This window comes from Bradyrhizobium sp. ORS 111 (genome assembly GCF_045571485.1).
GTDB lineage: Bacteria > Pseudomonadota > Alphaproteobacteria > Rhizobiales > Xanthobacteraceae > Bradyrhizobium.
This window is the reverse complement of sequence record NZ_CP120701.1, coordinates 7,971,915-7,995,685: the sequence shown is the minus strand read 5'-3', so window position 1 is coordinate 7,995,685 and position 23,771 is coordinate 7,971,915. Positions and strand designations below refer to the sequence as shown.

Sequence of the window (23,771 nt, the reverse complement as noted above, 5' to 3'; positions counted from 1 at the left end):
GGCACAATAGCCCTCGCGGCCACGTCGGGCCGCAGGTCGGCCGGTTGAATTCGCAGCCACGGAGCCCTATGCGTGAGCGCCATGGAAACCCTCGTTGCAACTGCAAAGCCCTTGAGCTCCTGGTCGCGCCACCGGGCGCATCCCGGCAAGCCGGCGCCGTTCCTGCCGATGAACCGCGCCGAGATGGCGAAGCTCGGCTGGGATGCTTGCGACATCGTGCTGGTGACCGGCGATGCCTATGTCGATCATCCGAGTTTCGGCATGGCGATCATCGGCCGGCTGTTGGAGGCTCAGGGCTTCAGGGTCGGCATCATCGCGCAGCCCGATTGGCAATCGGCCGAGCCGTTCAAGGCGCTGGGCAAGCCGCTGCTGTTCTTCGGCGTCACCGGCGGCAACATGGATTCGATGGTCAACCGCTACACCGCGGATCGCCGGCTGCGCCATGACGATGCCTACACGCCCGCCAGTGAGGGTGGCCGGCGGCCCGACCGCTGCACCATCGTCTACGCCCAGCGCTGCCGCGAGGCTTTCAAGGACGTGCCGATCGTGCTCGGCGGCATCGAGGCGTCGCTGCGCCGCATCGCGCATTACGACTACTGGTCCGACAAGGTGCGACGCTCGGTGTTGGCGGACGCCAAGGCAGACCTCTTGCTCTACGGCAACGCCGAGCGCGCCGTCGTCGAGGTGGCGCACCGGCTCGCCAATGGCGAGGCGCCGCGCGATCTCGACTCGATCAGGGGCGTGGCGCTGTTTCGCCGCGTGCCCGACGACTACACGGAGCTGCATGCCGACGATCTCGCGTCCGCCGACGAGGGCGCATCGCGCCAACCCGGCAATGTCGTGATCCGCCTGCCGGCCTGCGAACAGGTCGAAGAGGATCGCGAGGCCTATGCCCGCGCCTCGCGCGTGCTGCACCGGGAGAGCAATCCCGGGAACGCGCGGCCGCTCGTGCAGCGCCACGGCGACCGCGACCTCTGGCTCAACCCGCCGCCGATTCCGCTGACGACAGCCGAGATGGATGCCGTCTACGATCTGCCCTACGCCCGCGCGCCGCATCCCTCCTATGGCGATGCCAAGATTCCTGCGTGGGAGATGATCAAGTTCTCGGTGACGATCATGCGCGGCTGCTTCGGCGGCTGCACCTTCTGCTCGATCACCGAGCACGAGGGTCGCATCATCCAGAACCGCTCGGAGGGCTCGATCCTGCGCGAGATCGAGCGTATCAGAGACAAGACGCCGGGCTTCACCGGCGTGATCTCCGACATCGGCGGGCCGACCGCCAACATGTACCGGATGGCGTGCAAGGATCCGAAGATCGAGGCGGCATGCCGGCGGCCGTCCTGCGTCTTCCCCGAGATCTGCCCGAATCTCAATACCTCGCATGACGAGCTGATCCGGCTCTATCGCAAGGTGCGCGAGGTGAAGGGCATCAAGAAGGTGATGGTTGCCTCCGGCGTGCGCTACGATCTCGCGGTGGAGAGCCCCGCTTACATCAAGGAGCTCGTCACCCATCATGTCGGCGGTTACCTGAAGATCGCGCCCGAGCACACCGAGCGTGGCCCGCTCGACAAGATGATGAAGCCGGGCATCGGCGCCTACAACCGCTTCAAGCGGATGTTCGATGCCGCCGCCGAGCAGGCCGGCAAGAAGTACTATCTGATCCCGTATTTCATCGCAGCGCATCCGGGCACGACCGACGAGGACATGATGAACCTCGCGCTCTGGCTCAAAAAGAATCGCTACCGCGCCGATCAGGTGCAGACCTTCCTGCCGTCGCCGATGGCGACCGCGACGGCGATGTACCACACCGGCGTCAATCCGCTGCGCGGCGTGCGCCGTGGCGCGAGCGACCAGGTCGAGGCGATCAAGGGGCTGCGGCAGCGCCGGCTGCACAAGGCATTCCTGCGCTATCACGACCCCGACAATTGGCCGCTGCTGCGTGAGGCGCTGAAAGGGATGGGCCGCGCCGACCTGATCGGCTCGCGTCCCGATCAACTCGTGCCCGCCCATCAGCCGCCCGGCACAGGCAAAGCCGCCGGCACCCGCCGACCGGTTCGTCCCGGCGGCAGGACGCAGCGCTTCACCACCAAGGGCCTGCGGATGGGCAAGTAAGCCGGCATCGCCGGGTATCTGATGCGGCCGCGCTTCACAGGCTGGTCGCTTGGCTACCTACCAGTATTTCTGGGCCGGACGAACCTCAACCGCGCCGCCCAAGCGGGCAGCCGGGATGCGGGCGGCCAATTCGACCGCCGCATCAATCGTGTCGGCTTCGAATTCCAGATAGGCTCCCACTGCGTGTTCCTGGTAGGGGCCTTGCGCGGTTACGGTCTCGCCGTTCTGCACGCGAACGGTGACAGCGTCTTTCGGCAGGCCGGCCGGCAGTCCCGGCGTTACGTTGGGCGTCGCGGTCACGGCCGCGTATTGCGCCGCCACAGCCTGATACTCGCTTTCCGTGAGCGCGTTCGCGTCGAAGTCCTTCGGCTGATAGATGAACATCAGATATTTCATCGCGTAGATCTCCAGGGTTGCTCGAACTTGGGCTCCTGCGTCAGCCCCCTATCTTGTTGACGACGCGAAGCTCCGGTTCGTGACAGGACGCGTCACGCAACCCGGTCTTTGATGAAGATCACCGCTCATCGAGATTTGCCAGATCGATGCTGCGAAGCTTGTCGGGATTGGCGATGAGTTCGATCTCAATGATCTTCGCATCGTCGACCGTGAAGACAAGGACGAGGGCTGGTTCTTCGCCTCGAAACCACGCCGCTCCGACGGCGCCATTCACAAGCATAAGGCGCGTCGCCGGCGCGCGCCCCGAGAACGCCAGCGCCCGTTTCGCAATCGTTGACGCACCGCGAAGCTCCATTGCGACTTCGCTGCGTGCAGCGGCTTCGTCCGCCCGCAGCACGACGTTGGGATCGAGCACGGCGACGAGGGCATCGAAGTCGCCTGCACGAGACGCAGTCAGAAAGGCTTCCACAATCTGACGCCGGCGAGCCGGATGAGCCTCCGGAACTGCCCTGTCTCCCTGCACATGGCGGCGCGCACGGCTCGCAAGCTGGCGCGTGGCTTCGACTGATCGCGCAACAATGGGTGCGATTTCGTCGAAGGGCAGATCGAACATGTCATGCAGGACGTAGGCGACGCGCTCCGCCGGGGGCAATTTCTCCAGCACCACGAGCAATGCCAGCCCGATGGAATCGGCGAGCATCGCCTCCTGCTCCAGATCGATCATGTCCCCGCCGCGCGCGACTACGTCCGGCCCGAGCGAGTCTAACGGCTCCTCGCGCCGGATCTTGCGCACGCGCGCGCGCAGCATGTCCAGGCACACCCGCCCGACGATCGTCGTCAGCCATCCACCCATGTTCTCGACGCCATGTGCGTCGGCGCGGCTGATTCGGAGCCAGGTTTCCTGCAAGGCGTCGTCAGCCTCGCCGACCGAGCCGAGAATCCGGTAGGCGACCTTCCGCAATTGAGTGCGATGAGCTGTGAACTGCTCCGTGAGCCATTCCTGCTCGCCCATCGGTCACATCTCCCTGGTGCCACTTCATCATAACTATGACGAATGGACCCCCGGTCGGCGTGACAACGGGAACGGCAGGTTCCAACGCTCGTCAGCACTGCTCATTCCGCTGCGGCGTCGGCGACGGGTTGCGAGCGGTCGGCCTCCTCGGCGCTGATGGTCGGCGCCGATCCTTCCAGCGGCTGCCCGGACGTCTCACGCATGAACAGTACGGCAACGAGTCCGGCCAGCGCCGCCAGCATCGCGTAATAGGCGGGCATGTCATCGTTGCCGGTGATGCGCACCAGCCACTCCGCCACCAATGGCGCCGTTCCGCCGAACAGCGAGGCCGATACATTGTACGCGATCGACAGGCCGCCATAGCGGATCGCCGTCGGAAACATGGCCGGCAGCGTTGACGGCGTCGTACCAATGAAGAGCGTCTGGCACAGAGCCAGGATCAGGAGGCCCGTCAGGATCGCGGCAATGGAACCCTGTTGCAGCAGCCACAGGGACGGCAAGGACAGCGCCAAATAGCCCACACAGGCTGCGAGCAGCACCGGCCGTCGCCCCACCCGGTCACCCAGCCAGCCGACGCACGGGATCGCCACCAGCATCACCATCATGGTCAGCAGGTTCAGGAAGAGGCTGTGCGTGGTGTCGTAGCCCAGCGTTGCCGACAGGTAGTTCGGCATGTAGGTCAGTACCAGGTAGTTGGTGACGTTGAGCGCCAGCACCAAGGCCATGCAAAGCAGGACGACGCGACCATGCTCGACGGCGATGTCGTATAATCGGCTCACGCCGGACCGCGCGTGCGTTCTCTTGTGCATTGAGGCGAATGCCGGCGTCTCCGAGAGCTTGAGCCTCAGATAGAGCCCGACGGCCCCGAGCGGTCCGGCAATCAGGAATGGCACCCTCCAGCCCCATGCCTCCATCGCTGCGTCGCCGAGCGCTGCCGTCAGGCCGGTGACCAGTGCTGCACCCAGGACGAATCCCGAGATGGTCCCGACTTCCAGGAAGGACGCGAGGAATCCGCGTCGTCGATCGGGTGCAAACTCGGTGACGAACGTGGAGGCGCCGCTGTACTCGCCGCCGGTCGAGAAGCCCTGCACCAGGCGCGCGGCAAAGAGCAGAACGGGCGACCAGATGCCGATCGATGCATAGCTTGGGATCAAACCGATTGAGAAGGTGGCCGTCGCCATCGCGATGATCGTCGTCGCGAGGATGCTTCGGCGACCGACCCGGTCACCGAGCATTCCGAAGAAGAATCCCCCGATCGGCCTTACCAGAAAGGCGACTGAGAATGCGACGAGGCTGGGGATCAATTCGTCGCCATTGCCGGGAAAGAAGACGTTGCCGAGAACGACCGCGAGGTAGCTGTAGATGCCGAAGTCGAACCACTCCATGGCATTGCCCATGGCGGTCGCGCCAACAGCACGCCTGACCTGGTGCTCGTCCACAACCACCGGCGGGCCGTCGTCTGCGGCCTGCGAACCGGCTGTCAGAAATGCACGAAGCATTGGTAGCTTCCTCTGCCGAGGGCGGCCACCGCTTGTGCAGGCGTCATGTTGCGACCGAGGTTCGGCGCGGTCCCAATTGCCAATATCGCCCGTCCAGCCATCTTGTCCTCGCGCGAGGTGAGTCCATGGGTTGCCTGACCGCAGCTTGTGTGGAAACCCCCTGCGCTGGCGACAGTTCCTCGCGCCGCTTCGAAAGGTCGAAAGCAGCGCTCCTACGGGGCGCAAGCGGGCCGAAGCGCCTCCGCCACCAGGACGAGCGCGCGATCCAGCCGCCGGCCAGGTTCTGCCTTGGCGCGGCCGCAGGGCATCGCTGCATTGCGCGCCCGTCCGACTGCAGCATGCCTCGCAGCGCGCCCCCTTCGTTGACAGCGGCCAAGCTGCGTCTACCTTGCCCTCTTCCCGCTACGTAAGGGTTGAAAGGATTGTTCCTCTCGTGATCTCTCGCTTGCTCGCCCTGATAATTTGCCTGTCTGCATGCGCGGGTATCGGACTTGAATTCAGCGCACTGATCAAGGGCGGCGCGTCCATCCTTGGTGCTGTGTGGTTGCTGAGTGGGTACTTTACGATCCTGACCAATGCTCTGGTCGCCGTCGTGTTCGGTGGCGCTGCGATTCGCGGAGAGCGTTTCATTCATCCCCGGCTGATGGCGGGCGTGGTTTCTGCAATGATCCTGGTTGGCGTGATCTTTGCGCTGCTGCTTCAAGGCCGGCGCATCTTGGCCGGTGCAACCGCGGAAGCGAACTTTCTGCTCCATCAACTCAACCCGATCCTCACCGCGCTCTTCTGGTTGCTGTTTACGCGGAAAGGAAAGCTCTCGCGGCGCGATCCGCCGCTCTGGGCTCTCTATCCGCTGAGCTACCTGGTCTATGCCCTGGCCCGCGGCGCGGCCGAAGGGCATTATGCTTATCCGTTCATCGACGTGTCCGCGCATGGATGGGCACGGACGGTAATAAATGCGGTCGCGATTGCGCTGTGCTTTGTCGCGGGCGGAGAAGTTCTGGTCTGGGCCGATCAGATGTTGGCTCGACGCCAAGGGTAAGGGTCCGTGCGGGTCAGGCTGCGGGCGCACTCGCTTTGCGGCCCTCGAATAAGCGCGAATTCGCGGGGCCTGGAACGCGATCGCCGAGGCTTGGGGCCCAACATGCCCCGCCGCGAAATGATCCGGCTGCATTGACCATTTCGCGGCGCCGAGACGTCAATCATCGTGCCCACGGTGATACTCGTTGCGCTGGAGCACGCGAAAGCCGAACCAGCCCCAATAGACGCAATGGCGCTGGATCAGGCCATCATCGTTGAGGTCCATCGCCTCCACGAAGTCCATCTGTTCGCCCTTTCCCGCGTCGCGCGGGTACTCCCAGATCAGCCGCTTGCCGTCAGTCAAATACCCGGTCCGGTAGTACTGGCGAACCGGCGGCTTCCGAATTGCGAGAATATCGAACAACGGCCGAATTTCCTTGTGGCCGTGCAGGTATCCTCTTTCGATGCCGAGCAGGTGAGGAACGAGCGGACTTTCGAACCACGCGTCCTCTGCATAGAGTGCGAGCAGAGCATCGGCGTCATTGTGCGACAGCGCGTCGTTCCAGGCGAAGTACATGCGCTCGACCGGCGTCGAACCGGCTGTGACCAGATTTCTCGGCAGTGCTCTGTCATCCATGGCTTACTCCTAGCTGTGCAGTTCTTGCGCATTTGCGTCGCGAGCGATCTTCGCCAGCGGCTAAGCACGAGGGGCGACTTGAATCGTCAGAAGTCGCCTTCACGGACATAGGGCTGCACCCACAGCGTCGCCTGCAGGATCATGGATTTCCACCATGCATCGTACATCCGATTGACCACTTCCGGCGAATGCCCCTTCTTGGCGAGGAACGGCTTCATCGTCGCGACGATCGACGCGGAGAATGCGAGAAGATCGCGCGCGCGGATATGACCCAGGGTATGTCCGTTGTCGGTCTTGTTCTTCTTGGTGCGGTGGTGGCGCAGGCCGATCTCATATTGATAGTCGAGCCAAGCCTTGTCGTACTTTGCCCGCGCGGTGTCGTGAATCCACTGGCCAAAGCGCTTGGCCACGGCGCTGGCATACTCGGTATCGACCTTGTGCGTTTGCGGGTCTTCGTCATAGGCGCGAAGATGAGCATGGTCAAAGATGATGCCGCGCCAGACCTGCAACAGATCTTGCACCTGGTCCTCCAGGATTTCACCGGAAAGCCGCAGATAGACAATGTCCTCTTCAGAGAAGAGCGCGGATTTCTTCAACTCCTCCCATTCCTCCATGGAAATCGGCGACTTGGCCACCTTGTCGGACCCGAGATCGTAACCGGGAATCTTCTGCTGATGCTGTTGTTCGCGCGGAGCATCCATGGCTCTTCCTCCTTGCTGGTGAACAGGACGATGCGCAGTAGGTCCGGCGCGCGCCGTCGGTGCCTCGTCGAGCCAGTGGTGTTGCTCGCGCGGATCGAGCTTCTCGGCGCGTCTTTGGAGCGTCTGATCCTCCATGCTGCGCGAACGCTCGCATTCGGAATTCGTTGCAAACGCGCAGGTCCAAAAATGAGGGACGCTGACCTCCAGGGAATGCAGACCTCCGGGGTCGCGTGCGGGGCCGGACTAGGTGTCCTATGAAGCGATTTGTCCCTGCTGAAGTGTCCCGGACACTACGACTCAAGCGCCATCCGTCGCGCCTGCACGCGCGCGAACTCGTGCGGCATCTCGCAGCGACCAAGTCGATCGCATGCGTGCAGCTAAAAACGCTCCACGTTCACAATCGATATGCTTGATGGAAATTGCACCCTCTGCCCCGTCCTGGCAGCGGACCCTGCGGACCTGCTGACGTTCGCGGGCAGCACTGAGGGGCAGTTCGGGCCAGCACGCCTGTGCTGCCGAATCTCCGATTCTCTTAAGATTGCTTGCTCGTCGAACAGAGCAGGTCAGCGGGGTTCAGTCAGCGCGCGATATAGCGCTGTAAAATAACAAAAAGTGGCGCACCCGACACGATTCGAACGTGTGACCTTTGCCTTCGGAGGGCAACGCTCTATCCAGCTGAGCTACGGGTGCGTGCAGGGCCTCATTTAGCTGATTGGCCCATGAACGGCAACGACGTTGTCCGGCCCGGCGTTGGCTGTAAACTGACCCACCGCCAATCTGACGGCCCGCTGGAAAAAGGGCTGTGTTTCGAGGGAGATCGGCATGCGTCCGCTGGAATTTGGCTGGTATTTGCCCACGCATGGCGACACCACGGCCTATGGGCTGATGGAGGCGCAGGTCGCCGGCTCGCCGGAACTTTGCGAGCGGGTGGTCAAGGCGGCCGAGGACGCGGGCTTCGACTATCTGCTGATTCCGGTCGGCTCGGTGTGTTGGGAGGCCTGGATCACGGGCGCCTTCATGGCGGCGCGCTCGGCCCGGATCAAGCCGCTGATTGCGGCACGGCCGGGCTACATCAACCCGGTGCTGCTCGCCAAGATGATCTCGACCTTCGACCAGATGTCGGGCGGGCGGATCTGCATCAATCTGATCGCCGGCCAAAACGAGAGCGAGGTCGAGGCCGAAGGCGTGCGCTACGCGAAAGAGGAGCGGTACGCGCTGATGGAGGAGGAGGTCTCGATCCTCAAGGCGCTGTGGACCACGCGCGGTCCAGTGCATGTCGAGGGCAAGTTTCACACGATCTCGGGCGCCCATATCCGGCCGCGGTCAAAGCAGCAGCCGTTCCCGAAATTCTATCTCGGCGGCGGGTCGCGGCAGGCCTGGGAATTGTCGGCAAAGCACTCCGACGTGCATCTGTTCTGGGGCGATTTGCCGGAGCGCATCGCCGAGAATATCGCCGAGATCAGGCGGATGGCGCGCGCCCATGATCGCGAGGACGCGATCGGCTTCGGCATGCGGTTGCAGGTGATCTGCCGCGAGAACGAGGCGGACGCCTGGGAGGCGGCGGACCAACTGGTGCGTCACGCCACCGAGCGGCAGAAGCAGGAGATGAAGACGCTCTATAACCGCTCGGAGGCAAATCAGCGCGTGCAGCAACTCGCGCGCGACTACGGCGATCTCTTGATGCCGCATCTGTGGACCGGCATCACCAAGGTGCGGCCCGGCGCCGGCATCGCCGTGGTCGGCAATCCCGATCAATGCGCTGACACGTTGCAGCAATTCATTGACGCAGGCTGCCACTCCTTCTGCCTGTCGGGCTATTTGCACGACGAGGAAGCCGAGCGGTTCGGCCGGCTGATCCGCCCGATCCTCGCCGCGAACAATCCCGGGCGGCTCGCCGCCTGATCCGTGATCCGGAAGATGTGAGGCAGGTTTTCCGAAAGTTCATGCGTGGAGAGCAGCACGACGCGCGATAATCCGGCCCCGATCGTATCCTGCCTGAATGCTCTGCACCTGGAGTCGAACCCCATGCATAAGCGAGGCTGGCTTGTTGCGCTGACGCTGCTTGTCATCACGGCGGCCCACGCGCCTGCCGCATCTGCCGTTGATACGGGAGCCGAGCGCTATCGGAAGCCGGTCAAGCAAATCGGCAGCGCCCGCGTCGCAGTCGGCACGGCAACCTTTCCGCTGTACGTCTCGGCCGACTGGTCGAAGCCGTTGCCGGACATCACGCGCGCAGTTCTCGTCCTGCATGGCGTGCTGCGCAATGCCGACGACTATTTCCGCTCTGCCCTGGACGCGCAAGCGGCGGCTGGCGAGACCGGCAAGGCGACGCTGATGATCGCGCCGCAATTCCTGACGCAAGCCGACGTCGATGCGTTCAATCTCCCCGAAAACATGCTGCGCTGGACTATCACGGGCTGGGAGGGCGGCGATCCCGCGCTCGCGCCGGGCCCGGTGAGCTCGTTCGAGGTGCTCGATGCCATCCTGGCGAAGCTTGGCGACCGCACGCTGTTTCCGAACCTGAAGCAGGTGGTGGTGTTCGGCCATTCCGGCGGCGGGCAGGTCGTGCAGCGCTACGCGATCGCGGCGAACGGCGACCAGGTGCTCACGCGAGAGGGCATCGGCGTACGCTATGTGGTCGCCAACCCGTCCTCCTACGCCTATTTCAGCAAGGACCGGCCGGAGCCCACGATCGCCGCGAGCTGCCACGGCTACAACCGCTGGAAGTTCGGCATGGACGACCGTCCGCCCTATCTCGCCGCGCCGACGCCGGCCGCGCTGGAGCAGGCCTATGTCGCACGGCGCGTGATCTATCTGTTGGGAACGCTCGACACCAATCCCAACCATCCCGCGCTCGACAAATCCTGCATGGCGGAGGCCGAGGGTCCGTATCGATATGCGCGTGGCCACGCCTATGTCGCCGTCATGAAGGCGCGCGACAACGGCACGCCGAACCACAGCGAATGGGACGTGCCCGGGGTCGGCCACGAAGGCGGCAAGATGCTGACACCGCCCTGCGGCCTCGCCGCGGTGTTCGACATTCCCGGCTGTGCGGCCGCGCGCTGATCGCGAGATCGGCGCGTTATGCCGGCACGATCGCCTTGCCGATCGGCCACAGCGCGATGCCGGCGAGCTTGAGATGCGCCCAGGCGAAGGGAATGCCGATGATGGTCACTGCCAGCAGCAGCGCGGTGATCAGGTGCCCGATCGCGAGCCACCAGCCGGCCAGGATGAACCAGATTACGTTGCCGATCAGACCAAGCGGCCCGGTGCCGGTGTCGCTCTGGCCGGTCAGTTCGTCGCGGCGCACCGCGCGCGAGCCGAACGGCAACAGCGTATAGACCGCGATGTTGAAGGCGGCGCGCGCCCAGGGCAGGCCGATGATGGTGATCGCCATGATCACGGCGGCGACCAGCCAGCCGAACGCCATCCATGCGCCGCCGATCAGAATCCAGAGGATGTTCAGGAGAATAGACACAGGCTGCATGGCTGACACCTTCGCGCCGCGTGGGACCGTCCGGAATATAGGCCGGCGGCCTTCGCGGCGGTAGGTGCAGCCTGGAGCGCTTTCGAGCGAAGTGGATAGCGGTTCGCGTGCAGAAAACGCGCCAAAACAAGGATCTAGAGCTTCGGCTCTGATTCAATCAGAGCCGAATGCTCTAGGCGTGCGCGAGCGCAGGCGCACCGGACGCGGCGAGCAGGCGCCTGAGCTCGGCAGCCGGCTTCGGGGCGCTGAAGAGGTAGCCCTGCATCTCGGTGCAGCCGAGCTCGCGCAGCAAGTCGCGCTGCTGTTCGGTTTCGACGCCTTCCGCCGTCGTGGTCATGTTGCGTGAGGTGGCGATATTTACCACCGACTGCACGATCGTCGCCGAGCCGTCGACGGCGATGTCGCTGACGAAGCTGCGGTCGATCTTGATCTTGTCGAATGGGAAGCGCTTCAGGTAGCTCAGCGACGAATAGCCGGTGCCGAAATCGTCAAGGGCGATTCTGACGCCGAGGGCGCGCAACTGGTGCAGGATCGCGAGCGCCACCTCGTCGTCGCCGATCAGCACGGCCTCCGTGATCTCGAGCTCGAGCCGGCTCGGCTTCAGGCCGGAGGCGTCGAGCGCAGTTGCGACCTTCAGCGCCAGGGAGATGTTCTTGAACTGGATCGGCGACACGTTGACGGCGAGGCGGATGTCGTCCGGCCAGGTCGCGGCCTCCATGCAGGCGGTCCGCAGCACCCATTCGCCGAGCTCGCCGATCAGGCCGGTATCCTCTGCGACCGGGATGAACTCGGCCGGCGAGACCATGCCGCGCTCGGCATGGCGCCAGCGCAGCAGCGCCTCGCAGCCGGTCACCTCGCCGCTGTTGAGGTCGAGCAGCGGCTGATAGTGGATCTCGAAGCCGCCGTCGGTCATCGCCTGCCGCAGATCCTGTTCCATCGTCAGCCGTGCGCGGGCCATTGCGCCCATCTCCGGCTCGAAGAAGCGGTGGGTGTGGCGGCCCTCGGCCTTGGCGCCGTACATCGCGATATCGGCATTGCGGATCAACTGGTCGAGATCGGTGCCGTCGCGCGGTGCCAGCGCGACGCCAATGCTGGCATCGGTCGACAGGTGATGGCCGAGGCAATCGCAAGGCTGCCGGATCGCGCGATGCACGCTGGCGACGAAATCCTCGACATCGCCAGTGCCGCGGATCGCGGTCTGGATCACCGCGAACTCGTCGCCGCCGAGCCGCGCGATCAGGTCGCCTTCGCTCAGGCAGGCCTTGATGCGGCCGGCGATGGTCTTGAGCAACTCGTCGCCGACATGGTGACCGAGCGAATCGTTGATGCCCTTGAACTCGTCGATGTCGATGTAGAGCAGGGCGAATTGCTGGCCCTTCCTGGCCCGTTCCAGCTCGCGCTCGATCTGCTCGCGGAACAGGACGCGGTTCGGCAGATCGGTTAGCGCATCGTAATGGGCGAGACGGGCGATCCGCTCATTGGCGCGCCGCCGCTCGGTGACGTCGTCCACGACGGTGATGATGTAGCGCGGCGTGCCGGCTTGGTCGCGGATGCCGATCCGGCGTGACGTGATGTAATGCTCGCCGGTCACATGGCTGAGCCAGCGGTGCTCGTCCTTGAAGAGGCCGTCGGGCGATTGCAGGACGGTGTTGTCGTCCTCGGCGATCACTGCCGCGAGCTCCGGCGGGAAGATGTCGACCGCCGTCTTGCCGATGATGTTCTCGCGCGAAGTGCCGAAATGGGTCTCGGCGACGCGGTTGACCAGCAGGTAGCGGCGGGTATGCGCGTCCTTCACCGTGATCTGCGAGGGAATGTGGTCGACGATCTCGCGCAGGAAGGCGTTGTTGCGGTCGCGCTCCTGCTCCAGGTTGCGCCGTTCGGTGATGTCCTCGAGCGTCGCGACCCAGCCGCCATGGGTCAGCGGCTGGTTGACGATCGAGAAGCTGCGTCCGTCGGCGGTGGGGGTGACGACCTCCATCACCTGTCCGTTGGCGATATTGGCCCGAACCGTCGTGCAGAACGCGTCGAGGTCCCCGACGAACGATCCGCTCAGCTTGCGATGCCGCATCACCTCCTCGAAGCTGCACCCGGGCTTGATCAGCCCCGGCGAAAGGCCGCACATCGCGAGATAGCGCTGGTTGCAGACCACCACGCGTTCCGAAGCGTCGAACAGCACGAGGCCCTGGATCATGTTGTTGAGCGCGGTGTCGAGCCGCTGCCGCTCCGCGACCAGCCGCTGCCGGGCCTCGTGGTTCTGCCGCAGGATCTGCCTGATCAGGGCGAACAGAACCAGCGCGACAGTGGCGGCTGCGAGCGTCGCGGCGGAGATCAGGAAGCGGGTCTGCGCCTGCCAGTCGGCGAGCGCGGCCTCGATCGTGTTGGTGGCGATGACGACGGCGGGAAAATAGCGGAGCTTCGCTGCCGAGCCGAGCCGCGCGCTGCCGTCGATCGGGCTGATCATGCGCATCGTGTGCTGGCCGCCCTCGCGCGCGGTGAGCTCCACCAGCCGCGCGGCGGAGAGCTTGCGGCCGATCAGGGCGTCGACATGCGGATAGCGCGCGAGCAGGGTGCCGTCGGTTTGGACCATGGTGATCGCAGCGCTCGTCCCCGGCGTGACCGAGGCAAAGAACTTCTCGTAGTTCAAGGGATCGATCCGCCGCGTCATGACGCCGAGGAAGCCGCCGTCCGGCCCACTCAGGCGGTGGGCGATGATGGTGCTGAGACCGCTGATCAGTATGCTGTGCAGGGTTTCCGTGCGCACCGGCTCGGGGTGCGCATCGAACTTGAAGCTCTTGAAATAGTCGCGCCCGGAAATGTCGAGTCGCGCCGGCGGCGGCAAATCGCCTGACCAAGTGATGACCTTGCCGTCGGTATCGAACAGCGAGATCTTGCCCAGGAACGAGACGCTCCTGGCCTTGAGGATCTGATGTGCTTCCGGCGTCGACATCCTGGTCCTGAACAGCTCCGGCGAGCTGATCTCGGAGATCCGCAGCTTGTCGATCATGGTCTCGGCGATGATGTCGGAGTCCTCGAACTGCTGATCGAAGTGACGGGCGAGCAGCAGGACGGTGTTCTCCAGCTCGCGCTCGCTGTTGACGAGGGCGCGTTCGCGGAATTCGCCGACCATCATGATGGTGCCGGCGAAGATCGCGGTCACCAGCAGGGCGCCGCACACGCTGAGCCACAGCACCGGCCCGCGGAGGACCGCCGCGACCCGCCATCGTCTCGTACCTGGTTCTGATGGGACGTCCGCCTGCCCCTGCATCGATCCACGCATGCCATACCCCTGCCGGCATGGATAAGCCGCAGAGTTCGCATAAGCCGTTAGGAAAATCGGTTACTCAACGCTTAATCGGAACGGATGTGTTTTGAGCGGAATGGTTGTGTGGCGCAACCAGCTCAACAAGCTCCATTTTTCAAGGAGTCGAAATATCAGGTGCGTGGCGAGCTTGGCGGCCGGGACCGAATTATTTCTCTGAGCGCCGGCGCGGTCGGTATGACCTGGTAGGGTCAGGGGCGTCGACCGGGCTCGGTCAGGCCCATGCTGCGGGTCAGAAGATCATAGACATGCCGCGTCAATGGCACCAACGCGCCGCGTCGGGTCCAAAGGAAATAGGTCATATCAGGAAGTTTCGGCAGTCCGTCGGCCTCGCCAAGCACCCTGAATTCGGGATTGAGGAAGTCCACTCCGCGCGCGGTGACCCCAAGGCCGGCGCGCAGCCCCGCCTTGATCCCTACCAGATTGGGGGCCACGTAGTTGGCGCGCCAGGCGACGCGTGATTGCTCGAGGGCGTTGAGGGCAACGCGCCTGAAAATGCTGGGCTCATCGGCGAGCACCAAAGGCACGGGTTGCGCGGGGTCGTGAACATAGTCGGCGGAGCACAGCCAGACGGTGGGAGTCCGACGAATCACCATGCCCTCCAACGTTTGATCGAACCGGGTGGAGACCGTCAGATCAATGTCGCCGGCATGGAGGGCCTCCATCAGAAACGGGCTGCGATCGACGCGGATCTCCATCTTGATGCTTGGCAGGGAGCGCGCAACATGCGTGAGGATGGTCGGCAGCAGCGAATCGGCGACATCAAGCGGCGATCCGATCCGCACGGTGCCTTCGAACTGCTTGCCGGTCATGGTCCTGACGGCTTCGTCGTTGATGATGAGAATCTGCCGCGCGTAGCGCACGAGCATCTCGCCTTGCGGCGTGAGGACTTTGCTGCGGCCACGTTGCTCGAACAGGGGCATGCCGAGCATCTGTTCCAGGCGCTGCATCTGCTGCGTCACGGCGGATTGCGTTCGCAGCACCGTCTCCGCCGCGGCCGCGAACGTTCCGCGCCGGTCGACGGCGACCAGCGTCCTGAGGAGGTCGATATCGAGATTAATCATTAGACCTCCTTAAGGCATTACATAAGAATTTCTAATGCTTCCGCCTGTCATTCTAATTTGTGCCGGTGTCAGAGCAAACGTAGCGTAACCCCACAACCTTGAAAAGAAGAGGAAACCAGCGTGACGTCTGCGCACCCTCATATGAGCGCTATCCATTCGGCGGTCTCAAACATTAGAGATGCTTTAGATGGAGGCGCTACGCCCGACAAGCTGAAGGTCGCGCTCGGCGCCGTCCTGGAGCTCGCGTCGCATCGCGACTGGTGGGCGAGCGACCGGTACCCGGCGCCCACGGAAGGTGAGCAGCAGGCTCGCTATCTGATCACGCAAGACGACGATCAGACCTACGCGCTCTATCTGAACGTCATGCGGTCCGGCAAAAAAATCCCTCCGCACAACCATACGACATGGGCCTGCATCGCGGCTGTCGAAGGCGCCGAGACCAACTACCTCTATGAGCGCCTCGACGACGGCTCGAGGCCGGGGGTCGGCGTGCTCGGCGCGCCGAAAAGGGTGGTCATCGAGCCGGGCTCCGGTATCGCGCTGATGCCCGACGATATCCATTCCGTGCACATCGAAGGCAACGATATCATCCGGCACCTGCACATGTACGGTCGTGCGCTGGAGACGCTCGACGAACGCCTTGTCTATGATCTGGAACAGGGCACGTGCGAGGTGATGAAGATCGGCGTGAAGACGCGGAGCTGAATCTGTGGAGCAGGATTCGCTGAGCGCCTCGACGCGTCTTCTGCGCGCCGGTCGCCCCCATGTCGGATGGGTGAATACGCCGGTGACACGTGCGAGCACCTACGTGTTCGAAAGCGTCTCGCAATGGCGGCAAACGCGCGCGGTTCGGGAAGCGCAGCGCGTCGCCTCCTATGGGGCGCGAGGGACGGACAGCACCTTCGCCCTCGAGGACGCGCTGGTCGAGCTGGAGGGCGGACATCGGGCGCAGCTCTTTCCAACGGGACAGGCTGCGATTGCAACGATGATGCTCGGGCTCCTGCAGCCCAACGATCACGTGCTGGTGACCGACGCCGTCTATGAGCCGGTTCGTCGCTTCTGCGCCAAGCATCTCGCGCGGCTTGGCGTCAATGTCGAGTTCTATTTGCCCGATGGCAGCGACATTGCCTCGCGACTGCGTCCGGAGACCAAGCTGATCTATGCCGAATGTCCGGGATCGCTGGCCTTCGAGATGTTGGATTTGCCGGCGCTTGCTCAACTGGCACGGCGGCCCGGCTGTCTTCTGGCCGTCGATAACACATGGGGCTCCGGTCTGCTCTATCGTCCATTGTCGCTGGGGGCCGATATCTCGGTGCTGGCCGCGACGAAATATCTCGGCGGTCATGCCGACGTGATGATGGGAGCACTCGTCAGCAACGAGCGGGCATGGAAAGCCATCCAGCTTGCATCGGTCGATTTCGGCCAGACCGTAGGCGCCGACGATGCGTATCTGGTTTTGCGCGGGTTGAGGAGCCTGGCGCCGCGTCTGCAGATGCATGAACGCCATGCCATGCTCGTGGCGCGTTGGCTGGAGCAGCAACCGCAGATCGCCCGGGTGATCTGCCCGGCTCTCCCGGGTCATCCAGGACATGAGATCTGGCGTCGCGACTTCAACGGCACGAACGGTCTGTTGTCGCTCGAGTTTCGCCAGGAATTCTCGCAAGCCGACGTCGAGGCGACCATCGATCGGCTCCGCCTGTTTGGCGTGGGGGCCTCATGGGGCGGCTTCGAAAGCCTGGTGGTGCCCGCCGATATAATGAAGGCGCGCACGCTGTGCGACTGGTCGCAGCGAGGCCGCGTCGTCCGCCTGCATATCGGGCTGGAGAACCCGGAGGATCTTATCGCCGACCTCCGACAAGCCCTCGCGCCGCTCAAAGCCTGACGCCGCGGCGGTTGAATGGTTCGCACATTTTTCTCTTCGGTCCTCACCGATCACATGAGCCAAGGAACGATGCCTTCACAACCCAAGACGACGATCGGATGCCTCACCGCAACCGCCCTGAAAGCCTGGCTGGACGACAAGGAGGAGATTGCCCTCATCGATGTCCGCGAACACGGTGAGTATGGCGAGGCTCATCTCTTCTTTGCGGTGAACGCGCCCTTCAGCCGTCTGGAATGCGAGATCACGCGGCTGGTGCCGCGGCTGAGCGCTCGGATCGTCGTCTATGACGAAGACGGCGCAACGATTGCCAAACGTGCTGCCGCGCAGCTTGCGCGCATGGGATATTCCGACGTGTCCGTGCTGGAGGACGGCGCAAAAGGATGGACAGCAGCCGGCTACAGACTGTTCGCCGGCGTCAACGTGCCAAGCAAGACGTTTGGTGAACTGGCCGAGCACTTCTTTGACACGCCGCGAATTGGCGCCCGCGAGCTGGCGGAGCGGATCGGAAGGAAAGACGATCTGATCGTGCTCGACGGCCGGACGTTCACGGAATTCAAGAAGATGAGCATCCCGGGCGCAACCTGCTGCCCGAATGGAGAGCTTGCGCTTCGTGTCGATGATCTGGTGCCGAGCAAGAGCACCACTATCGTCGTCAATTGCGCGGGGCGCACCCGCAGCATCATTGGGGCGCAGACGCTCATCAATCTCGGGCTGCCCAATCCCGTCATGGCCCTCGAGAACGGCACGCAGGGCTGGTTCCTCGCCGATCTCGAGCTTGAACACGGCGTGCAGCGCCGCCACGACCAAGCCGTGAATCCGGCCGACATCGAAGGCCGGCGTGCGAGAGCCCAGGCACTCGCGGATCGATTTGGCGTCGAGGTCGTCGACGAGGAAACGGTGAGACGCTGGCTCTCCGAGGCGCATCGGACGACCTTCCTGTGCGACGTGCGCACACCGGAGGAGTTCGCGAACGGCTCGCTGCCCGGCGCCCAGCATACACCGGGCGGGCAGTTGATCCAGGCGACCGATCAATATGTCGGCGTGCAGCGCGCGCGGCTCGTGCTTTTCGACGATGAGGGAATCCGCGCCCGGGTCGTGGCGAGCTGGCTGACGCAGATGGGCTGGGAAGCCGTCGTTCTCAAGGAAGGTACCGCTGCCAATGTTGCCGCAATGCCGGTCACCGCAATCCAGCCCTCGCAACCAGCAGCCCTGTCTGTCGAGGACCTTGCGGATGCGCTGCGCCGAGGTGGGTGTCAACTGGTGGATATCCGGCCCAGCGCGGAGTTCCGCGCCGCCCATCTCGCCGGCGCGCGCTGGTCGATCCGGCCGCGCCTCGACCGCCTGCGCCTTGCACTCGACGAGCCTGTGATTCTGATCGCCTCGTCGCCCGGCATTGCGGCTCTGGCCGCGGAGACGCTGCGCGAGCAGGGTGTGACCGACGTCCGAGTTCATTGCGGGACGCCGGAGGACTGGCGCAGGGCCAAGCTATCGACGGTCGCAACCCCTGCCGAGCCGCCGGATGCGGATTGCATCGACTTCCTGTTCTTCGTGCACAATCGGCATGACGGCAACAAGCAGGCCGCACGCCAATATCTTGAATGGGAGACGAACCTCGTCCGGCAGATCGACCCGCAGGAGAGGGCACGCTTCGCCTTTCGATAACACCGAATCAGGAGAGCAGAACGATGCGAGGAACGCCGTACGCGAATACTTTGGGAATCACCGTCTTCGCTCTTTTCCTGACGGTCGGCGTCGCGCATGCCGATCGTCTCACGGAGATCAAGGAGCGTGGCAAGCTCGTCTGCGGCACGCAGAGCACCAGCGTTCCCTATGCCTATCAGGACCAGAGCTCGCGCACCTTCGTCGGCTATGACGTCGATATGTGCAAGGCTCTCGCCAAGGGTCTCGGCGTCGAACTCGAGCATCGTCCGCTGTCGACCGAAGCGAGAATTCCCGAGCTGAAGCTCGGGCGGGTGGATGTTGTGGCTGGTTCGATGGCTTATCTGCCCGAACGTGCCCAACAGGTCGACTACAGCCTTCAATATCTGCGGGGAGAGATCAAGGTGCTGGTCCGCGAAGGCGCAGGCATCGCCAACCTTGCCGGCCTCGCCGGCAAGCGTGTGTGCGCTTCGAAGGGATCGAGCTCCGCCGCCATCGCCGAGCGTGTCCTGACCAACAGCCGCGTGATGGGCTTCCAGGACGTGGCCGCGTGCAATCTCGCGCTACAGACCGGTCGCGTCGACGCTTTCACGGCCGGTGAGCTGGTCCTCAAGCGTTTCCTGAACGCGTCGGAGGCGTCGGCCGAGCACTATACGTTGCTGCAGGAGCCGACGGCGGTCGAGCACATCGGCCTGGTGGTCGACAAAGGAAACCCGGAGCTGCTGGCGGCCATCAATGGCGTGGTCCAGAAGATGGATTCCGACGGCGAGCTCGACGCCATCTTCAATCGCTGGATGGGCAAGGACACTGTCTACGGCCTGTCGCGTAACTTCAAGGTCGAACCCGTCAGCACGGCGCAATAAGGCGGCTGCGGTGAATTTCGACTGGAGCTTCCTGGCGAGCCAAAGCGTCGCGCCCCGCCTGTTGTCGGGGCTCGCCACCACCCTGGAGCTGTTCGTCACGTCCTGGGTCGGCGGCCTTCTAGTCGCCTTTGTCGTCGTCGGGTTGCGCGCAATCCCGTTTCCGCCGCTCGGCTGGATCATGCGCATCTTTGTCGAGTACCACCGCAACGTACCGACGGTGGTGCAGATCATGGTGTGGTACTTCGGCGTGCCCGAGGTTCTCCCGGACCCGATCCGCCAATGGATCAATCAGAACCAGTCGGAGTTCGCGTTCGCGGCGATCGCCTTATCCCTCAATGTCAGCGCCTATTTTTCGGAAGACGTCCGCTCCGGCCTGCGTGCCATCCCCAAAACGCAACTGGAGGCGGCGAGAGCGATCGGGCTGTCGGCCTTTTCCGCCATGCGCTATGTGACGGTGCCGCAAGCTGTCCGGATTGCCGTGCCGCCGCTGCTGAACCGCACGCTCATCCTGTTCAAGGACACCAGCCTGGCCATGGTGATCGGCGTCGCCGAGATGACCTATCAGGTCAAGGCGATCGAGAATCTGACATTCCGCTCGCTGGAAGTGTTCGCAACCGCGACCATCGCCTATCTCGCGCTGTCGCTGACGATCATGGGCTTGGGCGCTTGGTTCGGCAAGCGATTCCCGCCGACCTTCAAGGCCTGACGATGCTCGGGCTTATCCAACAATACGGGGTGCTCTTCCTCGTCGGGTCGTGGCCGAACGGTCCATTGGGCGGATTTGCTGCAACGCTGATCCTTGCCTTCCTCGGCATGCTGCTGTCATTTCCGATTGCGATCGTGATCGGCATCGCCCGCACCGGAGCCTTGCGCGCCCCGCGGCTTCTGGCGACCATCTGTGTCTATGCCTTTCGTGGCATCCCGCTGGTCATGATCATCTTCTGGGCGTACTTCGTGCTGCCGCGACTGACCGGCATCGCCGTGCCCGCGTTCGTGACCGTGCTGTGCGCGATCGTCGTCTATGAATCGGCGTTTCTGGGCGAGATCGTGCGCGCCGGCTTGCAGGGACTGCCTGCCGGCCAGGCTGAAGCCGCCCGCTCGGTCGGGCTGAGCTACGGGCAAACGATGTGGCACGTCATGCTGCCACAGGCGCTGGCGAACATGGTGCCGTCGATCGTCAATCAGTTCGTCTCGACGATCAAGGCAACGTCGATCGTGTACATCATCGGCGTTCAGGAAGTGACGTTTGCCGCGCAGCAGGTCAACAGCATGGAAGTCGGCAAGGCATTTCAGACCTTCATGGCTCTGGCGTGCTTCTACTTCACTGTTTGTTACCTGATATCCCTGATCGCGCAGTATCTGGAGCGACGCATGCACCGAAGGCAAATGGGCATTGCCTGAGCGAGCATGCACAACGCGTGGAGACCATGATGCGGACAAACATGATCGAACTGGACGGGGTCAACAAATGGTACGGCAATTACCATGCCCTGAGTGATGTCACGGGTTCAGTGACGAACGGCGAGGTGCTCGTCGTGTGCGGACCATCGGGGTCGGGCAAGTCGACATTGATTCGCACGATCAACCGTCTGGAGCCGATTCAGCGTGGCACGATCCGGATCGGTGGAGAGGACATCTACAAGCAGGGAAAGGACATCAATGCATTGCGCGCGGGCATTGGTTTCGTGTTTCAGCAGTTCAACCTGTTCCCGCATCTATCGGTCCGGCAGAACATCACGCTTTCGCCGGTGAAGGTCGGCGGCATGTCCCGCGCACAAGCCGACGAGCTGGCGGATGCGCTGCTTGCAAAGGTCGGACTGGCGCACAAGGCGGATGCGATGCCTGCCAACCTGTCAGGAGGTCAGCAACAGCGGGTGGCGATCGCGCGTGCGCTCGCGCAACGTCCGCCGGTGATCCTGTTCGACGAGCCGACCAGCGCGCTCGATCCCGAAATGGTGGGCGAGGTGCTGTCTGTCATGAAACAGCTCGCGCAGGACGGCATGACGATGATGGTGGTCACGCACGAAATGGGCTTCGCCCGCGACGTCGCGGATTGCATCTGGTTCATGGACGAAGGGAAGATCGTCGAGCGGGCGAGGCCGGACAAGTTCTTCACGTCGCCCGAACATCCTCGGGCGCAGAAGTTTCTATCCGACATCCTGAGGCCGCATAGCGTATCCTCTCACTGACCCGGACGCAGCCGTGCCGAGCGTGGCTCGTCCGGCCGGGCAGCAGCACGTCCAGCATCGCCTGACCTCAGCGGCGGAAGCCGTTGGCGCGCGAATACGCCGCGCGGTTCTGCGGCGCCGGTCGGGCAGCGAGGCTCGCGCGGCTCTCGCTGGCGAGCGGGGTTGCGGGCTTCAGGTCTTCGAGAAAGATCGGCTTGGCGAAGTAGTAGCCCTGCGCGTAGCGGATCCGGGTCGCGGCCTGCAGATAGGTGAGCTCCTCGTAGGATTCGATGCCCTCGGCGATCACGGTCATGCCGAGCGCCTCGCTCAGCGATTCGATCGCGCGCAGGATGCCCTGGCTGCGCGGCCGCTTGTGGATGTCGGTGATGAAGGAGCGGTCGATCTTGATCTCGTCGGCGGTGATGTCGGCAAGCGCCGACAGCGACGAATAGCCGATGCCGAAGTCGTCGATCGAGATGCCGACGCCGATCTTGCGCAGGATCGGCAGGATCTGGTCCTGGAAGTGCGACCGGGTGACGAAGGCATCCTCGGTCACCTCGATCATGAAGCGCTTCGGAAAGCCGGTTTCCTCGATCGCGCGGGCGAACGCGCGCATGAATTCGAGATTGCCGGCCTGCTTGGCGGCGACATTAATGCTGATCGTCGCGGCCGGTCCGAAGGCGGCGTTGATCAGGTCGATCGACTTGACGATCTCCGCCAGCACCAGGAGCGTCAGCTCGTCGATCAGCCCGAGTTCGACGGCGAGATTGATGAAGGTGCCGGGCGCCTGGATCACGCCTTCGTCGTCGCGCAGCCGCACCAGGGCCTCGATGCCCATGACCTCCTGGGTGCGGATGTCGACCTTGGCCTGAAATGCGCAGCAGAAGCGCTTTTCCAGGATCGCCAGCCGCAGCGACTGCTCGATCTTCATCCGCGCCAGCGCCTCGCGCTCCATGCTGGTGTCGAAGAACGCGGTCGAGCCCTTGCCGTTGTTCTTGACGCGGTACATCGCGATGTCTGCGTTCTGCCGCAGTGCCTCGTAGCTCCTGCCGTGCACGGGATATAGGCTGACGCCGATCGAGGTCGAGGCAAAGATCTCGGACTGATCGATGAAGAACGGCGCCTTCAATCGCTCCTGCATGACGCGGATGAACTCGGCGACCTCCCGCTCGCTGCTGACCGGGTTGAGCAGCAGCAGGAACTCATCGCCGGAGATGCGCGACAGGATGTCGGTGTCGCGCAAGGCGTGTCCGAGCCGCTTGGACAGCTCGACGAGCAGCGCATCGCCGATCGCATGTCCGTAATAGTCGTTGATGTGTTTGAAATTGTCGACGTCGAGGAAGGCGAGCGCGAACTGGTCGTGCGATCCGTCGCCGCGGATCAGGCTGGTGACCCGATGTTCGATGACCCGCCGCGTCGGCAGGCCGGTCAGTTCGTCGTAATAGGCCGAGCGGAACAGTTGGTCTTCGAATGCCTTCTGCTCGCTGATGTCGGTCGAGCTCGAGATCAGCAGGGAGCGTCCGGCGATCTGCACCGGCCGGTGCGAGGTGAGAAACACATGTTTGGAGGCGCCGCAGGTCAGCGTCTCCTCCAGCACCACGGGGCGGCCGCCGCGCAGCATATCAAGGGAGGTTTCATGGCGGTCGTCGATCGCCGACGGCTGGCTGGCATTGGCGGCAAGCTGCAATTGCGCGGCGGCGGCTTCGTTCACGACGAGGAATTCGCCGTGCTCGTCCTGCACCGTCACGCCGGTAGGCAGCAGGCGAAGAAGATCGCGCAGGATGGACAATTCATTGCTGGAAATGCTCTCATTGCCGGTCGCTGACACGCCGGGCTGAAAGTCGTGTTTGACAAAATTATGCATGGGCCGAGCTTGGCAAAGTCCCTTGTAGTTTTGGTTAAGCGGAACTGTGAAAAGCCGTGACAGAATGAACTGACGACGGCTTTCGCAAGCG

At 63.6% G+C, this 23,771-nt stretch carries 20 protein-coding genes, 1 tRNA gene and 1 pseudogene; 12 read left to right on the top strand and 10 right to left on the bottom strand.

The window, feature by feature from the left end:
• Window positions 1–81 precede the first annotated feature (81 nt).
• Complete coding sequence (locus P6U30_RS36900) at window positions 82–2,112, top strand: YgiQ family radical SAM protein (RefSeq protein ID WP_407170638.1); 2,031 nt, start codon at window positions 82–84, stop codon at window positions 2,110–2,112.
• Between the two features lie 57 nt (window positions 2,113–2,169).
• Here P6U30_RS36900 and P6U30_RS36895 read toward each other — a convergent pair whose 3' ends face one another.
• From P6U30_RS36895 to P6U30_RS36885, 3 genes are all read right to left on the bottom strand, one after another.
• Window positions 2,170–2,508, bottom strand: coding sequence for a YciI family protein (locus tag P6U30_RS36895; RefSeq protein ID WP_407167537.1), 339 nt, complete (start codon window positions 2,506–2,508; stop codon window positions 2,170–2,172).
• A 118-nt stretch (window positions 2,509–2,626) separates the two neighbouring features.
• Window positions 2,627–3,520, bottom strand: coding sequence for a sigma-70 family RNA polymerase sigma factor (locus tag P6U30_RS36890; protein ID WP_407167536.1), 894 nt, complete (start codon window positions 3,518–3,520; stop codon window positions 2,627–2,629).
• A 101-nt stretch (window positions 3,521–3,621) separates the two neighbouring features.
• Window positions 3,622–5,019, bottom strand: a complete 1,398-nt coding sequence (locus P6U30_RS36885; protein WP_407167535.1) for an MFS transporter — start codon at window positions 5,017–5,019, stop codon at window positions 3,622–3,624.
• A gap of 445 nt (window positions 5,020–5,464) precedes the next feature.
• Between P6U30_RS36885 and P6U30_RS36880 the strand changes: the two genes are divergently transcribed.
• Entirely contained in the window at window positions 5,465–6,058 is a 594-nt protein-coding gene (locus P6U30_RS36880; RefSeq protein WP_407167534.1) for a Pr6Pr family membrane protein, read from the top strand.
• A gap of 156 nt (window positions 6,059–6,214) precedes the next feature.
• On the opposite strand, the gene P6U30_RS36875 is transcribed toward P6U30_RS36880, so the two are convergent.
• The 3 genes from P6U30_RS36875 to P6U30_RS36865 all read right to left on the bottom strand — a co-directional run bounded on the left by P6U30_RS36875 (window position 6,215) and on the right by P6U30_RS36865 (window position 8,064).
• On the bottom strand, window positions 6,215–6,673 hold the full coding sequence (locus P6U30_RS36875) for a nuclear transport factor 2 family protein (RefSeq protein ID WP_407167533.1): 459 nt from the start codon (window positions 6,671–6,673) through the stop codon (window positions 6,215–6,217).
• 86 nt (window positions 6,674–6,759) lie between these two features.
• Window positions 6,760–7,509, bottom strand: a complete 750-nt coding sequence (locus P6U30_RS36870; protein WP_407167532.1) for a protoglobin domain-containing protein — start codon at window positions 7,507–7,509, stop codon at window positions 6,760–6,762.
• A 478-nt stretch (window positions 7,510–7,987) separates the two neighbouring features.
• Window positions 7,988–8,064, bottom strand: a tRNA-Arg gene (locus tag P6U30_RS36865).
• A gap of 132 nt (window positions 8,065–8,196) precedes the next feature.
• On the opposite strand from P6U30_RS36865, the gene P6U30_RS36860 reads away from it, so the two are divergent.
• Both P6U30_RS36860 and P6U30_RS36855 read left to right on the top strand, forming a co-directional pair.
• The gene (locus tag P6U30_RS36860) at window positions 8,197–9,276 is read left to right on the top strand and encodes an LLM class flavin-dependent oxidoreductase (protein WP_407167531.1); all 1,080 of its coding nucleotides are present in this window, start codon (window positions 8,197–8,199) and stop codon (window positions 9,274–9,276) included.
• Window positions 9,277–9,399: 123 nt separating this feature from the next.
• Window positions 9,400–10,440 carry an alpha/beta hydrolase gene (locus tag P6U30_RS36855; protein WP_407167530.1) on the top strand — a complete coding sequence of 347 codons (1,041 nt, stop codon included), beginning with the start codon at window positions 9,400–9,402 and terminating at the stop codon, window positions 10,438–10,440.
• A gap of 16 nt (window positions 10,441–10,456) precedes the next feature.
• Here P6U30_RS36855 and P6U30_RS36850 read toward each other — a convergent pair whose 3' ends face one another.
• From P6U30_RS36850 to P6U30_RS36840, 3 genes are all read right to left on the bottom strand, one after another.
• Window positions 10,457–10,861 (bottom strand): YccF domain-containing protein, encoded by a 405-nt coding sequence (locus tag P6U30_RS36850; protein WP_407149350.1) that lies wholly within the window; start codon window positions 10,859–10,861, stop codon window positions 10,457–10,459.
• Between the two features lie 172 nt (window positions 10,862–11,033).
• Complete coding sequence (locus tag P6U30_RS36845; RefSeq protein WP_407167529.1) at window positions 11,034–14,138, bottom strand: EAL domain-containing protein; 3,105 nt, start codon at window positions 14,136–14,138, stop codon at window positions 11,034–11,036.
• A gap of 233 nt (window positions 14,139–14,371) precedes the next feature.
• Complete coding sequence (locus P6U30_RS36840; RefSeq protein ID WP_407167528.1) at window positions 14,372–15,244, bottom strand: LysR substrate-binding domain-containing protein; 873 nt, start codon at window positions 15,242–15,244, stop codon at window positions 14,372–14,374.
• Between the two features lie 120 nt (window positions 15,245–15,364).
• Between P6U30_RS36840 and P6U30_RS36835 the strand changes: the two genes are divergently transcribed.
• The 8 genes and pseudogenes from P6U30_RS36835 (at window position 15,365) to P6U30_RS36800 (ending at window position 21,837) form a co-directional block, all read left to right on the top strand.
• A complete protein-coding gene (locus tag P6U30_RS36835) occupies window positions 15,365–15,949 on the top strand; it encodes a hypothetical protein (RefSeq protein WP_407167527.1) in 585 nt (194 codons plus the stop codon).
• Window positions 15,950–16,031: 82 nt separating this feature from the next.
• Window positions 16,032–17,126, top strand: coding sequence for a cystathionine beta-lyase (gene metC / locus P6U30_RS36830; RefSeq protein ID WP_407167526.1), 1,095 nt, complete (start codon window positions 16,032–16,034; stop codon window positions 17,124–17,126).
• Window positions 17,127–17,141: 15 nt separating this feature from the next.
• Window positions 17,142–17,456: pseudogene (locus tag P6U30_RS36825) on the top strand (rhodanese-like domain-containing protein); the annotation flags it as partial.
• A gap of 21 nt (window positions 17,457–17,477) precedes the next feature.
• Window positions 17,478–18,788, top strand: a complete 1,311-nt coding sequence (locus tag P6U30_RS36820; RefSeq protein WP_407170637.1) for a rhodanese-like domain-containing protein — start codon at window positions 17,478–17,480, stop codon at window positions 18,786–18,788.
• A gap of 23 nt (window positions 18,789–18,811) precedes the next feature.
• Window positions 18,812–19,648: an ABC transporter substrate-binding protein gene (locus tag P6U30_RS36815; protein WP_407167525.1), complete on the top strand. Its 837-nt coding sequence runs from the start codon at window positions 18,812–18,814 to the stop codon at window positions 19,646–19,648.
• 10 nt (window positions 19,649–19,658) lie between these two features.
• Window positions 19,659–20,354: an amino acid ABC transporter permease gene (locus tag P6U30_RS36810; RefSeq protein ID WP_407167524.1), complete on the top strand. Its 696-nt coding sequence runs from the start codon at window positions 19,659–19,661 to the stop codon at window positions 20,352–20,354.
• A gap of 2 nt (window positions 20,355–20,356) precedes the next feature.
• The gene (locus P6U30_RS36805) at window positions 20,357–21,049 is read left to right on the top strand and encodes an amino acid ABC transporter permease (RefSeq protein ID WP_407167523.1); all 693 of its coding nucleotides are present in this window, start codon (window positions 20,357–20,359) and stop codon (window positions 21,047–21,049) included.
• A gap of 41 nt (window positions 21,050–21,090) precedes the next feature.
• A complete protein-coding gene (locus tag P6U30_RS36800) occupies window positions 21,091–21,837 on the top strand; it encodes an amino acid ABC transporter ATP-binding protein (RefSeq protein ID WP_407167522.1) in 747 nt (248 codons plus the stop codon).
• A 67-nt stretch (window positions 21,838–21,904) separates the two neighbouring features.
• Here P6U30_RS36800 and P6U30_RS36795 read toward each other — a convergent pair whose 3' ends face one another.
• On the bottom strand, window positions 21,905–23,680 hold the full coding sequence (locus P6U30_RS36795; protein WP_407167521.1) for a putative bifunctional diguanylate cyclase/phosphodiesterase: 1,776 nt from the start codon (window positions 23,678–23,680) through the stop codon (window positions 21,905–21,907).
• Window positions 23,681–23,771: the final 91 nt, after the last annotated feature.